Below are 15,372 nucleotides of genomic sequence, written 5' to 3'. Positions count from 1 at the left end.
CGGGACACTTTCCATCTCACTCCCCCGCCCCGCCCCGGCCCGCTTGCTCGCCGGGTGCGGCGGGCGCGGGCGGGTGCGGGTGGGTGTCATCGCGGGTCGGCGGCCATCAGGGACACGATGTGCCCGGCGATCAGCCGGGGTGAGGGGTGGCGCAACACCACGTTCGGTTTGAGTTTGCGCCCCGTGGACGCGCTGAGGCGTTTGCTGAGCTCGGAGGAGAGCATCGAGTCGAAGCCCAGTTTCATGAACTCGTCGTCGGGGCCGAGCTGTTCGCTGGAGGAGTGGCCAAGGACCACGGCGACCCGTTCCAGGACGTGGTCCAGGACCAGGGCGTGCGCGTCGTCGGGGGACAGTGCCGAGATCCGCTCCGACAGCGGGACCAGGCGGTCCTCGTCGTCCTGCCCGGCCACCTGCGCCTGCGCCTGCGGTGCCGGGGCGGCCGGTGTCGTAGGGGCGAGGGAGCTGAGCCAGTAGCGGCGGCGGGCGAAGGCGTACGTGGGCAGGTCCACCCGCCGGCGGGTGGTGAACAGGGCGTCCCAGTCGACGTGGCCGCCGCGCACGTGCAGCGCGGCCAGCGAGGTGAGCACGGACTCCACCTCGCCGCGACCGCGCCGCGAGGAGGACAGCACCAGCGCGTCGTCCACGTCCTCGACGGTCTCCTGCACCGGCACGGTCAGCACGGGGTGCGGGCTCATCTCGATGAACACCCGCGTGCCGTCGTCGGCCAGGTGGCGGATGGAGGACTCGAAGCGGACCTGCTCGCGCAGGTTGTCGTACCAGTAGCCGCCGTCCAGTCGGGCGGTGTCGACGGGCTCGCCGTACAGCGTGGAGTAGAACGGCAGCTCGGCGGAGGCGGGGCGTACGTCGGTCAGGCAGGCCAGGACCTCGTCGCGGACCCGGGTCACGTGGTGGGAGTGGGAGGCGTAGTCGACGGAGATCCGGCGGGCCTGGGCGCCGTCGGCCTTCGTCTTGTCGACGAACTCGTCCAGTGCGTCGGGTTCGCCGGAGACCACCACCGAGCGGGGTCCGTTGACGACGGCGACGCTCACCCGTCCCTCCCAGGGGGCCAGCCGTTCCTGCACCTCCTGCGCGGACTGGGCGACGGAGGCCATCGCGCCGTGCCCGATCAGGCCCACCAGGGCCTTGCTGCGCAGCGCCACGATGCGGGTGGCGTCCCGCAGGGTCAGCGCGCCGCACACGTAGGCTGCGGCGATCTCGCCCTGGCTGTGGCCCACCACCGCGTCCGGCTTCACGCCCCAGGAGCGCCACAGGGCGGCCATGGACACCATGACGGAGAACAGGGCGGGCTGCACCACGTCCACCCGCTCCAGGGTGGGCGCGCCGTCCTGGCCGCGGATGACGTCCAGCAGCGACCAGTCGACCCACTCGGCCAGGGCGGCCGCGCAGGCGTCCATGCTTTGTGCGAAGACGGGGAAGGCCTCGTACAGTTCGCGGCCCATGCCGGCCCACTGGGAGCCCTGGCCGGGGAAGACGAAGGCGACGCCGCCCAGGGGGCCGGTGGTGCCGCGCACCACCGCCGCCGATTCGCGGCCCTCGCCCAACGCGCTCAGGGCGGCGCTCAGTTCGGTGTGGTCGCGGCCCAGGACGACCGCGCGGTGCTCGAAGCGGGAGCGGGCCGAGACCAGCGACCAGCCGGCGTCGGCGAGGTCGGTGGGCGCGTCGCCGTCCAGGAGGGTACGCAGTCTGTGCGCCTGCAGTTGCAGGGCCTGGGCGCTCTTGGCGGACACCACCCACGGCACGACGGGGCCGACGACCCCACTCCCCCGCCCCTGCTCGGGGTGCTCGGGGTGGGACGGCTCGGGCGGCTGGGGCGGGGCCTCCTCCAGGATCACGTGGACGTTGGTGCCGCTGACCCCGAACGAGGACACGCCCGCCCGGCGCGGACCCTGCTGCCGGGTCCAGGGGCGGCCCTCGGCGAGGAGCTCGACGGTGCCCGAGGACCAGTCCACGTGCCGCGAGGGGGCGTCCACGTGCAGGGTCTTCGGCAGGTGGGCGTGGCGCAGGGCCATCACGGTCTTGATGACGCCGCCCACCCCGGCGGCGGCCTGGGCGTGGCCCATGTTCGACTTCAGCGACCCCAGCCACAGCGGCCGGCCGTCCTCGCGGTCCTGGCCGTAGGCGGCCAGCAGCGCGCCCGCCTCGACGGGGTCGCCCAGCACGGTCCCGGTGCCGTGCGCCTCCACCAGGTCCACCTCGCCGGGGGCGATGCCGGCGTTCGCCAGGGCGGTGCGGATCACTTTCTCCTGGGCGCGGCCGTTGGGGGCGGTCAGCCCGTTGGAGGCGCCGTCCTGGTTCACGGCGGAGCCGCGGACGAGGGCGAGCACGGGGTGGTTGTTGCGGCGGGCGTCGGAGAGCCGTTCCAGCAGCAGCACGCCCGCGCCTTCGGCCCAGCCGGTGCCGTCGGCGCCGTCGGCGAACGCCTTGCACCGGCCGTCCGCCGACAGGGCGCCCTGGCGGGAGAACTCCACGAACATCGCGGGCGTCGACATCACCAGCGCGCCGCCCGCCAGCGCCAGCGACGACTCCCCCGAGCGCAGCGACTGCACCGCCATGTGCAGGGCCACCAGTGAGGAGGAGCAGGCCGTGTCCACCGACACCGCCGGTCCGGTCAGGCCCAGTTCGTAGGCGACCCGGCCGGAGGCGACGCTCAGCGCGCTGCCGTACAGCAGGTAGCCCTCCAGGTCCGGGTAGCCGCCTTCCAGGAAGCGCCACCCGTACTCGGAGGAGCTGACGCCGGAGAACACGCCGACGTCGCTGCCGCGGATGTCGGCGGGGACGATCCCGGCGCGTTCGAAGGCCTCCCAGGAGGTCTCCAGCAGCAGGCGGTGGTGGGGGTCGACGGCCAGTGCCTCGCGAGGGCTGATGTTGAAGAAGTCCGCGTCGAAGCCGGCCACGTCGTGCAGGAAGCCTCCCTGGCGGGTGCGGGCGCCGCCGGCGGCGTCGGGGTCGGGGTCGTACACGTCGCGCCATCCGCGGTCCTGGGGGAAGTCGCCGACGACGTCGCGGCCCTCGCGTACGACCTCCCACAGTTCCTCGGGGGTGGAGACGCCGCCGGGGAAGCGGCAGGCCATGGCCACCACGGCGACGGGTTCGCCGCGGCCGGCCTTGAGGTCCTCGTTCTCCTGGCGCAGGCGGTCGCGTTCTTCGAGGAGGGTGCGCAGTGCCCGCTGGACCCGGGCCCCGCCGTCCGCTTGTTCCGCGGAGTTGGTCATGTCCGTTACCTCTTCTCATCCAGAGCCAGGTCGACCAGTGCTTCCAGGTCCAGGTCCGACAACTCCCCCACACCCGCGCCCGGTTCTGTGTCCGGGTCGGTGGGGGTGTCGTTGTCGGGTGCGGGTTGCCGGGCGCAGGCCAGGACCAGGTCCAGGAGGCCCGCGGCGCGCAGCCGCTCGATCGGCACGCTGTGCAGGACGGCGCGGATCTCGCTGTCCTCGGCGCTCGGGGCGGCCTGCGTGTCGTCGTCGGTGGCCGGGCGCAGCAGGTGGCAGATGTGCTCGCTCAGTTCGCGGGGGGTGGGGTAGCTGAAGACGAGCGCGGAGGGCAGGCGCAGGGCGGTGGCGGCGGCCAGGCGGTTGCAGAGTTCGACCGCGGTCAGGGAGTCGATGCCCAGCGGGGTGAAGGCCTGGTCGACGTCGATGCCCGCGCCGGAGGGGTGTCCCAGGACGAGGGCGACCTGGTCGCGGACCCAGTCCAGGGCGACCTGGCGGGCCTCCTCGGCGGGCAGGGCCGTCAGCTTCGCCGCCAGGGTGGGCGACGTGGTGGTGCGGGGTGTGGTGTGGGGGCGGGTGCCGCGGCGGCCGGGGCCGCTGTCGGCGAGTTCGCGCAGCAGCGGCGGCATGTCGTGCCCGCTGGTGGCGCGCAGTGCGGCGAGGTCGAAGCGGGCGGGGACCAGGACCGGCCGGCTGCCGGTGGCGGCCGCGTCGAACAGGGCCAGGGCCTGCGCGGTGGGCATCGGGGCGATGCCCGCTCGTCGCAGCCGGGAGCGGTCGCTGTCCTCCAGGTTCTCGGTCATGCCGCCGGCCTGTTCCCACCAGCCCCAGCACAGCGAGGTGGCGGGCCGGCCGGCGGCGTGGCGCTGGAGGGCCAGGGCGTCGAGGAAGGCGTTCGCCGCGGCGTAGTTGGCCTGTCCCGCGGTGCCGAGGGTGCCGGCCAGGGCGGAGAAGTGCCAGAACGCCGACAGGGTGTGGTCCTGGGTCAGTTCGTGCAGGTGCAGGGCGCCGCCCGCCTTGGCGTGCAGGACGTCGTCGACGGCGTCGCCGGTCAGGGCCTGCACGGTGGCGTCGGCGAGGGTGCCGGCGGCGTGGACGACGGCGGTCAGCGGGTGGCGGGCGGGCAGGCCGGTGAGCAGGGCCGCCACCGCGTCGCGGTCCCCCACGTCGCAGGCGACGACCTTGACCGCCGCGCCGGCGGCCTGGAGGTCGGCGACGAGTTCGTCCACCCCGGGGGCCGCCGGTCCGCTGCGGCTGGCCAGCAGGAGACTGCGCACGCCGTGTTCGCGGGCGAGGTGGCGGGCCACGAGGGAGCCCACTCCCCCGGTGCCGCCGGTGACCAGCACGGTGCCGCCGCCGAAGCCGTCTCCGACGTCCAGGACGAGCTTGCCGGTGTGCCGGCCCTGGCTCATCTCGCGGAAGGTGCGGCGGGCGTCGCGGATGTCGCGCAGGGAGATCGGGTTCAGGTGCAGCCGGCCCTCGGCGAACAGGTCCATGACGGCGCCGAACATGTCCTTGATGGCGTCCGGGCCCGTCTCGTACAGGTCGAAGGCCTGGTAGGTGACGCCCGGGTGGTCGATGGCCACCTGACCGGGGTCGCGGATGTCGGTCTTGCCCATCTCCAGGAAGTGGCCGCCTTCGGGGAGCAGCCGCAGGGAGGCGTCGACGAAGGTGTGGGCCAGGGAGTTCAGGACGACGTCCACGCCGCGGCCGCCAGTGGCGCGGTGGAAGGTGTCGACGAAGTCCAGGTCGCGGGAGGACGCCAGGTGCGCGTCGTCCAGGCCCAGCGCGCGCAGGGCGGGCCATTTGGCGGGGCTGGCGGTGGCGTAGACCTCGGCGCCGGCGTGCCGGGCCAGCTGGACGGCGGCCATGCCGACGCCGCCGGCCGCGGCGTGGATGAGGACGCGCTGCCCCTTGCGCAGGCGTATCGCCTGGAAGAGGGCGTAGTAGGCGGTGAGGAAGGTGCAGGGCACGGACGCGGCCTGGGCGTGGGTCCATCCGTCGGGGACGGGCACGAGGAGGCGGTGGTCGGCGACGGCGGTGCGGGCGAAGGCGCCGGTGAAGATGCCGGCGACCCGGTCGCCGGGCGCCAGGTGCGGCACGTCGTCGGCGACCTCCAGGACGACGCCGGAGCCCTCGCTGCCGAGCCCGGCGTCGATGGCGGTGCGCTCCACCAGTCCCAGCGCGATGGTCACGTCGCGGAAGTTCACTCCCGCGGCCTGCACGGCGATACGGACCTGGCCGGAGGTCAGGGGTGCCCGCACCTCCGGGCACGGTGTCCAGTCCAGGTTCTCCAGCGTGCCGGTGTCGGTGATGCCCAGGCGGTGCGGGCCGGCCGGCGGGGCGTCCAGGCGCCGCTCGTCGGCGGTCGCGGGGGCCAGGCGCGGCACCAGGCAGGCGCCCTCGCGCAGGACCAGCTGCTCCTCCCCGGCGGTGAGGGTGTCGGCGAAGCGTTCCCGGGAGGTGTCCGCGTCGTCGATGTCGACCAGCTTGAACCTGCCGGGGTGCTCGCTCTGCGCGGAGCGCACCAGGCCCCACACGGACGCGCCGGGCAGGTCCTCGATGCGGTCCTCGGCGCGGGCGGCAACCGCGTGGCGGGTGAGGACCACCAGCGTGGAGGCGGCCAGGGAGTCCTCGGCGAGGAAGCGCTGGAGCAGGTCCAGGACGCGCTTGTCCGCCGCGGCGACGCTCTCCAGCACGCCGGTGCCGGTGCCGGTGTTGGTGTCGGTGTCGTCCGGGCACACCACCAGGTGTGCGGGGGCCGGGCCCGCGGCGGCGTCCGCCAGCGAGGCGTACGACGCGATGTGCCCGCCTGTTCCGGCCAGTTGGCGGGCCAGGGCGCTGCCGGTGCCCAGGACGCCCCACGGGCTGTGGTGCGGGGCCGGGGTGAGGGCGGCGGGGCGCCAGTGCAGGGTGTAGAGCGGCTGCTGCGCGCCGGGGGCGGTGCGGACCTGTTCGGCGACGGCGGGGCGGAACGTCAGGGCCTGGATGCGGGCCAGGGGTGCGCCGTGTTCGTCGGCGAGGGTCACCGACACGGCGCCCTCCCCGGCCGGGGACAGGCGCACGCGCACGCTGTCGCCGCACCGCCCCTGCAGGTGTGCGCCGCTCCAGGAGAACGGCATCCAGCCCTGCTCGCCGGTCACCTTCAGCACGCCGCCGGCGACGACCGCGTGCAGGACGCTGTCCAGCAGTGCGGGGTGCAGGGCGAAGGCGTCACCGGGGGGTGCCTGTGCGGTGTCGGGCAGGGTGGCCAGGGCGTAGAGGTCCTCGCCGTGGCGCCACACCTCGCGCAGTCCGCGGAAGGCGGGCCCGTAGTCGAAGCCGGCGTCGGTGAACTCCTCGTACAGGTGCTCCAGGTCCACCGGGCGGGCGCCGGCGGGCGGCCATACGCCCGGCGGGTGCGGCTGCCGGGCCGCCTCGGTGGGCTCGGGTGCGGTGGCGAGGTCGCCGCGGGCGTGCCGGGTCCAGCCGCCTTGTGCGTCCGGGTCCTGGCCGGGCCGGGCGTACACCTCCACGGTGCGCCGGCCGGTGTCGTCCGCGGCGCCCAGGACGACGCGCAGCTGCACGTCGCCGTCGGGGGGAAGGATCAGGGGGACTTCCAGGGTGAGTTCCTCGACGCTGTCGCAGCCGGCCCAGGCGCCCGCCGACAGGGCCACGTCCAGGTAGGCGGTCGCGGGGACCACGGCCGCGCCGAACACGCTGTGGTCGCCCAGCCAGCCGTGGCTGTGCAGGGACCAGCGGTGGGTGAAGACCATCTCGCCGGTGGCGGGGTGTTCCACGACGGCGCCCAGCAGCGGGTGCCCGGGGGCCGCCAGGCCCGCGGCGGCGACGTCGGTGCGGTCGCCGGCCTGGAAGTCGAGCCAGTAGCGGCGGCGGGTGAAGGCGTAGGTGGGCAGGTCGACACGGCGGCGCGTGCCGAACAGGGCGTCCCAGTGCACGGAATGGCCTGCGGTGTGCAGAGCGGCGAGTGCCCCCAGCAGGGCCCGGGGGCCTTCGCGGTCGCGTCGCGAGGCCGACAGCACGAGCGCGTCGTCGATGCCGGCGCTCGCGAAGGCGTCCTGGGTGAGGGAGGTCAGGGTCGCTCCCGGACCCACTTCGAGGAAGACGCTCGCGCCGGCGGCACGGGCGCACTGCACCGCGTCGTCGAAGCGCACCGAGTGGCGCAGGTGCTCCACCCAGTACGAGGCGGACGTCAGCTCGGCGGACGTGGCCAGGCGGCCCAGGCGGGTCGAGATGAGCGGGATCGTCATCCGGCCGGCGGGCAGCTCGCCCAGCGCGCGGGCGAAGTCGTCCAGGACGGGGTCCATGAGCGGGGAGTGGAAGGCGTCGTCGACGGCGAGGAGTTTCGCCGACCGGCCCTGGGCCAGGAGCTGGTCGCGCAGGGCGTGGACCTGGTCGCGCAGGCCCGAGACCACCACCGAGTCGGGGCCGTTGACGGCGGCGATCCCCACCCGGTCGTAGCCGGCGAGCAGCGGCGTGATGTCGCTGTGCGCGGCGCGGACGGCGAGCATCGCGCCGGGTTCGGTGACGGTGGCCATGAGGCGGCCGCGGGCGGCCACCAGCCGGGTCGCGGTGTCCAGGTCCAGGACGCCCGAGACGTGGGCGGCGGCGATCTCCCCCACCGAGTGGCCGATCAGGTGGTCCGGGCGCGGCAGGTGGTGCTCCAGCAGCCGGTAGAGGCTGACCTGCAGGGCGAACAGGGCCGGCTGGGCGAGGTCGGTGCGCCGCTGTCCGTCGGGCTCCTGGGCCAGCAGCAGCGGCTTGAGGGCGAAGGGCAGCCGCGTCTCGAAGCGGGTGCAGATCTCGTCCAGACTCGCGGCGAAGACGGGGAAGGTGTCGTACAGCTGCCGGGCGGTGCCGGCCCAGGGCGAGCCCTGGCCGGGGAACATGAACACGGTGCCGCCGTGGGCGGCGGTGGTGGTGCCGCGGATGACGGCCGGGGACTCCTCGCCCGCGTGCAGCGTCTTGAGTGCGTCGAGGAGTTCGCCGCGGTCGCGTCCCACGACGACGGCGCGGTGCTCGAAGCGGGCGCGGGTCGCGGCCAGCGACCAGCCGGCGTCGGCGAGGTCCAGTGCGCTGTCGGCGCTGAGGAAGTCGTGCAGGCGGCCCGCCTGCTCCTTGAGGGCGTCGGCGCTCTTGCCGGACACCGTCCACGGCACCAGGCCCCCGGCGACCGGCTCCCCCACCGGCAGCGGGTCTGTGGGGGGCGTGGGCGGGGCCTGTTCGAGGATCACGTGGGCGTTGGTGCCGCTCGCCCCGAAGGACGACACTCCCGCCCGGCGGGGACGGCCCTCGGGGGTGGTCCATTCGCGGGCCTCGGTGAGGAGCTGGACCGCTCCGGCCGTCCAGTCGACGTGGCTGGAGGGGCGGTCGACGTGCAGGGTGCGGGGCAGCACACCGTGGCGCATCGCCATCACCATCTTGATGATGCCGCCCACCCCGGCAGCCGCCTGGGTGTGCCCGATGTTCGACTTCAGCGACCCCAGCCACAACGGCGAGCCGTCCTGGCGCTCGCGGCCGTAGGTGGCCAGCAGGGCGCCCGCCTCGATGGGGTCGCCCAGCGTGGTGCCGGTGCCGTGCGCCTCCACCGCGTCGACCTCGCCCGCCTCCAGGCGGGCGTTGGCCAGCGCCGAGCGGATCACCCGCTGCTGGGCCGGACCGCTGGGCGCGGTCAGCCCGTTGGAGGCGCCGTCCTGGTTGACGGCCGAGCCGCGGATCACCGCCCACACGTCGTGCCCGTTGCGCCGCGCGTCCGAGAGGCGTTCCAGGACCAGGACGCCGACGCCCTCGGCGAAGCCGGTGCCGTCCGCGGCGTCCGCGAACGCCTTGCACCTGCCGTCCGCGGACAGGCCGCGCTGGCGTGACATCTCCCGGAACACCTGCGGCGTGCCCATCACGGTGACCCCGCCCGCCAGCGCCAGGCCGCACTCGCCCTGCCGCAGAGACTGCACCGCCTGGTGCACGGCCACCAGCGAGGAGGAGCAGGCGGTGTCCGTGGACAGCGCCGGACCCTCCAGGCCCAGCGTGTACGCCACCCGGCCCGAGGCCACGCTCAGCAGGGAGCCGATCTGCCCGTAGCCGGCGATCGCCTCGGGGGTGGCGAAGTGGTTGCCGTAGCCGAAGTAGGCAAGGCCGGCGAAGACGCCGGTGTCGCTGCCGCGCAGGGTGTGGGGGTCGATGCCCGCCCGCTCCAGCGACTCCCAGGATGCCTCCAGCAGCAGCCGCTGCTGGGGGTCCGCGGACAGCGCCTCGCGCGGGCTGATCCCGAAGAAGTCGGCGTCGAAGTCCCCCGCGTCGTACAGGAATCCGCCCGAGCGGGTGCTGCACGTGCCGGGATGGTCGGGGTCGGGATCGTAGAGGCCGGGCACGTCCCAGTGGCGGTCCTCGGGGAAGCCGGACACCACGTCCGCGCCCGAGCGCACCAGTTCCCACAGCTGTTCGGGGGAGGTCGCCCCGCCGGGGTAGCGGCAGGCGACGCCGACGATCGCGATGGGCTCGGCGGCGGCGTCCGTCAGCTCCTGCAGGCGCTTCCTGGTCTCGATCAGTTCGATCGAGGTGCGCCGCAGGTAGTCCAGGACGTCGGCGTTGTTGTCGTTGGTCATCGCTCTCCCCTAGCCGAGCTCTTTGTCGAGCAGCGAGAGGAGCTCTCCCGCCGAGGCCGCACTGATCTGGTCGACGATGCCGACCGGTGATCCGGCGCCCGCCATCGAACGCACTCGGCCCTGCAGCTCGCCGAGCAGAGTGGAAATGGTGCTCTGGTCCTCCTGGGCGAGCGCGGCGAACGCGTCCTCCAGCCGGGCGCCCAGTCCCTCGATCTCCCGCACCAGCGGGGCGGCCGGCGAGGCGGGGGCGCTCTCCTCGGGCATGAGGTGCTCGTACAGGAAGGCGGCCAGGGCCTGGGGGTTGGGGTGGTCGAAGACCAGGGTGGCGGGCAGCTTCAGCCCGGTGACGGCCGCCAGCTTGTTGCGCAGCTCCAGCGCCGTCAGCGAATCGATCCCGAGCTTCTTGAACGTCTCGGCGGGAGCGACCCGCGCGGTGTCGGCATGCCCCAGGACCAGGGCGGTCTGCGTGCGGACGGCCTCCAGCAGCGCCGTGCGCGCCTCGGCGGGAGCCATCAGCTCCAGCTGCTGCGCCAGCGCGGGCCCGGCCGCTGTCTCCGCGCCCGCCGCCCGGTCGTCCGCGCCGAAGGCGGCGGCCAGGGTGCGCAGCAGCGGGGAGCCCATCGGTGCACCGCCCGGGGTGGCGAGCGCGGCCTGGTTCAGGCGCACCGGCACCACGACCGGCCGGCCGGTGCCGAGCGCCGCGTCGAACAGGGCGAGTCCTTCGCGGGTCGACAGGGGCTGTACGCCCTGGCGTTGCAGGCGTTCGACGTCCGCGTCGCCCAGGTCGGCGCCCATGTCGCCGCGCTCGGCCCAGAAGCCGAAGCACAGGGCCAGGGCGGGCAGGTCCTGGGCGCGGCGGGCCTGGGCCAGGCCGTCGAGGTAGGCGTTGGCGGCCGCGTAGTTGGCCTGTCCCGCGGTGCCCAGGACGCCGGCGACGGAGGAGAACAGCACGAACGCGGACAGCGGGAGGTGGCGGGTCAGTTCGTGCAGGTGCCAGGCTCCGCGCACCTTCGGCGCCAGGACCGTATCCAGGCGGCCTTGGTTCAGGGCGGGGACGATGCCGTCGTCCAGGACGGCCGCGCAGTGGATGACGGCGCTGAGCGGGTGCGCGGCGGGCACCGCGTCGATCAGCGCGGCGAGCGCGTCGCGGTCGGTGACGTCGCAGGCCACGATGTCGACGTGGGCGCCGGCCGCGGTCAGTTCCTCGCGCAGGGCCGCCGCCGCGGGTGCGTGCGGGCCGCGCCTGCTGGTGAGCAGCAGCCGGCGTACGCCGTGCCGCGTCACGAGGTGGCGGGCCAGCAGGGCGCCCAGGCCGCTGGTGCCGCCGGTGATCAGGACCGAGCCGGACCCCAGCCCCGGCACCAGCGCGCCGGGGTCGGTGGATCGGCGTGGCAGGGGGGCCAGTTGGGGGCGGCTGAGGCGCCCGGCGCGGAGTCGGAGCTGGGGGTGGGCGGTGGCGGCGGCCGCGTGCAGGAGGTCGCGTGAGGCGGGGTGGTCGTCGGTGTCGATGAGGGTGAAGCGGCCCGGGTTCTCGGTCTGCGCGGTGCGTACGAAGCCCCAGAGGGCGGCCGCCGCGGGATCGGCGGGGACGGACTCGTCGCCGGACGCGCCCCGGGTCACCAGGACCAGACGGGAGGCGGCGTACCGCTCCTGGCCCAGCCAGGCCTGCGTCCACTCCAGCACCCGGTGCAGGGCGGCCTCGACCGCGGCCGGCGCACCCGTGTCGGCGCCCGTGTGGTCGAGGTGGGCGATGACCTGGGGCGGCAACGGCCCCTCATGAGCGGTGAGTTCCCCGACGCCGGTGAACACCGCCGCGTCGGCTGCGGGGGCGGGCGGGGGCGGAAGCTGCTCCCAGTCGAGGTGGAACAGCGCGTCCTGGTCCTCGAAGCTCAGCTCGCTCAGCCGGGTGAGGTCGGCGGGGGCAAGGCTCAGTGAGGCGATGGAGCCCACCGGGGTGCCGTCGTGGCCGGCGAGGGTCACCGACACGGTGTTCTCGCCCGCCGGGTCCAGCCGCACGCGCAGCACGCCCGCCGGCGCGGCCGAAAGGCGCAGGCCCGTGCAGCGGGAGGGCAGCAGGCCCTGGGCCGTGGAGGGGCCGGTGCCGTCGAGGAGGCCCAGCGCGGGCCAGACGGCGTGCAGCAGTGCCGGGTGGAGGGTGAAGCGGGCGCTGTCCGGGCTCGGCGTGGGCAGTTCCACCTCGGCGAACAGGGTGCGGTCCCGGCGCCAGACCTGGCGCAGGCCGCGCAGCTGGGGGCCGTGGCCGAAGCCGAGGGCCGCGAGGCGGGCGTACTCCTGCTCGAAGGGCACGCTCGCCGCGCCGGGCGGCGGCCACGCGGTCAGGGCGTCCGGGCCGGCCGGGGGTGTGCTGTCGCGTCCCGCGCGGCCGCTGGCGTTGCGGCTCCAGTCCGCCTCGTCGCGGCCGCGGGAGTGGACGCTGATGGCCCCCGTGCCGTCGACCTGGACGCGGATCTCCCGCTCGCCGCTGCGCGGCAGCACCAGAGGGGTCTCCAGGGTGAGGTCCTCGACGAGGTCGTAGCCCGCCTTGCGGGCCGCCCACACGGCGAGTTCCGCCGGCACGGTGGCCGGTACCAGGGCGGCGCCGTGCACGGTGTGCTCGGCCAGCCACGGGTGGCGTTCGGCCGACAGGCGTCCGCTGCCCGCCACCGCGCCGCCGCCGCGCTCGTCGGGCAGGTCGATGACGGCGTCGAGCAGCGGGTGGTCGCTGGTGCTCGCGGCGGCGGTCTCGCGCGGTGTGTTCAGCCAGTAGCGCCGGCGCTGGAAGGGGTAGGTGGGCAGCTCGGGCACCGGGCCGCCCACCTGGCCGAACACCGCCTGCCAGGACACCGGCGCGCCGGAGACGAACGCCTCGGCCGCCGACCGGTAGAGGCGGTCCAGGCCGCCCTCGTCGCGGCGCAGCGAGCCCACCACGACGCCGGTGGCGCCGTCGGTGGTGTCGAACATCTCCTGGATGTTCATCACCAGCAACGGGTGGGGGCTGAGTTCGATGACGGTGCTGTGCGGTTCCTGCTCGGCCAGGCGGCTCATGGCGGGCCCGAACTGCACGGGCCGGCGCAGGTTGCGGAACCAGTAGGCGGCGTCCAGGCGCATCGGGTCGATCACCTCGCCGGTCACCGTCGAGTAGATCGTCACCGCCGACGGGCGGGGGGTGAGTGTGCCCAGCTCGGCCTCCAGGCGGCCCTGGAAGCGGTCCATCAGCGGGGAGTGGCCGGGCACACTGGACTTGATCAGCCGGGCGCGGGCGCCGCGGGCCTGGCAGGCGGCGACCAGGTCCTTCACGGCGTCGCTCTCCCCGGACACGGTCGTGGAATTGGGGCCGTTGACCGCGGCGATCCCGATCCGCGACTCCTGTCCTTGCAGCAGGTCCCGCACGTCCTGTTCGGGCAGCAGGATGCCGGCCATGCTGCCCTGCCCGGTGACCTCGGCGAGCAGCCGCGAACGCAGCGCGACGATCTTGGCGGCGTCCTGCAGGGTCAGGGCGCCCGCGATGTAGGCGGCGGCGATCTCGCCCTGGGAGTGGCCGATCACCACGTCGGGGGTCACGCCCAGCGACTGCCACACCCTCGCCAGGGACACCATCACCGCGAAGAGGACCGGCTGGACGACGTCGATGTCCTCCAGGTCCGCCGATGCGGGTCCGTCGCACACGGTGTCGATCAGCGACCAGGACACCCACGGCTGGAGTGCCGCCGCGCAGGCGCGCAGTTCGCGGGCGAAGACGGGTGAGGTCTGGAACAGTTCGCGGCCCATGGCCGTCCACTGGGCGCCCTGGCCGGGGAAGACGAACACGGTCCGCCCGGCCGGGCGTGCGGTGCCGGACACCGCGAGGTCGCCGGTGCCGGCGGCGACGGCGGCCAGGGCGGTGAGCAGTTCCTGCCGGTCGGCGCCGATGACCACCTGGCGGTGCTCGAACAGCGAGCGGGTCTCCACCAGGGCCCGGCCCACCGCGGCGGGGGTCAGCGCCGGGTCCCGGGTGACGAACTCCGCGAGGCGGGCGGCCTGTTCGCGGACGGCTTCCTCCGAGCGCGCCGACAGCACCCACGGCCACGCGGTGCGCGCGGCGGCGGCCGGCTCACCCCCGTCGGCATCGATGCTGGTGCTGGTGTCGGCGTCGGTGCCGGTGTCGGTGGGGGCGGGGGGTTCGGGGGCCTGTTCCAGCAGCAGGTGGGCGTTGGTGCCGCTGATCCCGAAGGACGACACTCCCGCCCGGCGGGGACGGCCCTCGGGGGTGGTCCATTCGCGGGCCTCGGTGAGGAGTTCAACCGCTCCGGCCGTCCAGTCGACGTGGCTGGAGGGGCGGTCGACGTGCAGGGTGCGGGGCAGCACACCGTGGCGCATCGCCATCACCATCTTGATGATGCCGCCCACCCCGGCAGCCGCCTGGGTGTGCCCGATGTTCGACTTCAGCGACCCCAGCCACAACGGTCGGCCGTCCTCGCGCTCCTGGCCGTAGGTGGCCAGCAGGGCTTCGGCTTCCATGGGGTCGCCCAGGCGGGTGCCGGTGCCGTGGGCCTCCACCGCGTCGACCTCGCCCGCCGCGAGGCCGGCGTCGGCCAGGGCGGCGTGCACGACGCGCTGCTGGGCCAGGGGGTTGGGGGCGGTCAGGCCGTTGGAGGCGCCGTCCTGGTTGATCGCCGAGCCGCGGATCACCGCCCAGACGCGGTGGCCGTTTCGCCGGGCGTCGGAGAGGCGTTCCAGGACCAGGACGCCGGCGCCCTCGGAGAAGCCGGTGCCGTCCGCGGCGTCCGCGAACGCCTTGCACCTGCCGTCCGCGGACAGGCCGCGCTGGCGGGCGAGTTCGACGAACATGCCCGGCGTCGGCAGCGTCGACACCCCGCCGGCCAGCGCCAGCGTGCACTCCCCCTCCCGCAGGGAGCGCACCGCCTGGTGCACGGCCACCAGCGAGGAGGAGCAGGCGGTGTCGGTGGACAGCGCCGGCCCCTCCAGGCCCAGGACGTACGCCACCCGGCCCGAGGCGACGCTGAGGTGGCCGCCGGTCAGGGCGAAGCCCTCCACCTCGCCGTTCGCGCCGCCGCCCATCCGCGGGCCGTAGTCGACGCCGTAGATGCCGGTGAACACGCCCGTCGCGGTGTCGCGCAGGGCGTGGGGGTCGATGCCCGCCCGTTCCAGCGCCTCCCACGTCGTCTCCAGCATCAGCCGCTGCTGCGGGTCCATCGCCAGCGCCTCGCGCGGGCTGATCCCGAAGAACGGTGCGTCGAAGTCCGCGAGGTGGGGCAGGAAGCCGCCGGTGCGGGTGTAGGTCTTGCCGTGCGCCTCGGGGTCGGGGTCGTAGAGGGCTTCCACGTCCCAGCCGCGGTCCTGGGGGAAGTCGCCCATCGCGTCCACCCCCTGCGACACCACGTGCCACAGGTCTTCGGGGGAGGTCACCCCGCCCGGGAAGCGACACCCCACCCCCACGACGGCGATGGGCTCGCGCGCGGACTCCTCCAGCTCGCGCACCCGCTCGCGCAGTTCCTGCGCGTCAGTGACGGCACGTCGCAAGTAGGAGCGGAGCTTGTCGA

The 15,372-nt window shown here is 74.7% G+C and carries 2 protein-coding genes and 1 pseudogene; all 3 read right to left on the bottom strand.

Features of this window, described 5'->3' with window-relative positions; genetic code table 11:
* Positions 1–86: 86 nt before the first annotated feature.
* On the bottom strand, positions 87–3,233 hold the full coding sequence (locus ACZ4VA_RS33935) for a type I polyketide synthase (RefSeq protein WP_468083807.1): 3,147 nt from the start codon (positions 3,231–3,233) through the stop codon (positions 87–89).
* Between the two features lie 5 nt (positions 3,234–3,238).
* A complete protein-coding gene (locus ACZ4VA_RS33930; RefSeq protein WP_468083805.1) occupies positions 3,239–9,832 on the bottom strand; it encodes a type I polyketide synthase in 6,594 nt (2,197 codons plus the stop codon).
* A 9-nt stretch (positions 9,833–9,841) separates the two neighbouring features.
* Positions 9,842–15,370, bottom strand: a pseudogene (locus ACZ4VA_RS33925) (type I polyketide synthase); the annotation flags it as partial.
* Positions 15,371–15,372: the final 2 nt, after the last annotated feature.

Source organism: Streptomyces sp. NPDC028308, from assembly GCF_055565855.1.
Note: the sequence above shows the minus strand (reverse complement) of the source record. Positions and strands in the feature narration are given on the sequence as shown.

What these genes read in the sequence shown, in the direction of transcription:
- ACZ4VA_RS33935 (WP_468083807.1), bottom strand. Translation starts at nt 3,233, where the DNA reads ATGACCAACTCCGCGGAACAAGCGGACGGCGGGGCCCGGGTCCAGCGG.
- ACZ4VA_RS33930 (WP_468083805.1), bottom strand. Translation starts at nt 9,832, where the DNA reads ATGACCAACGACAACAACGCCGACGTCCTGGACTACCTGCGGCGCACC.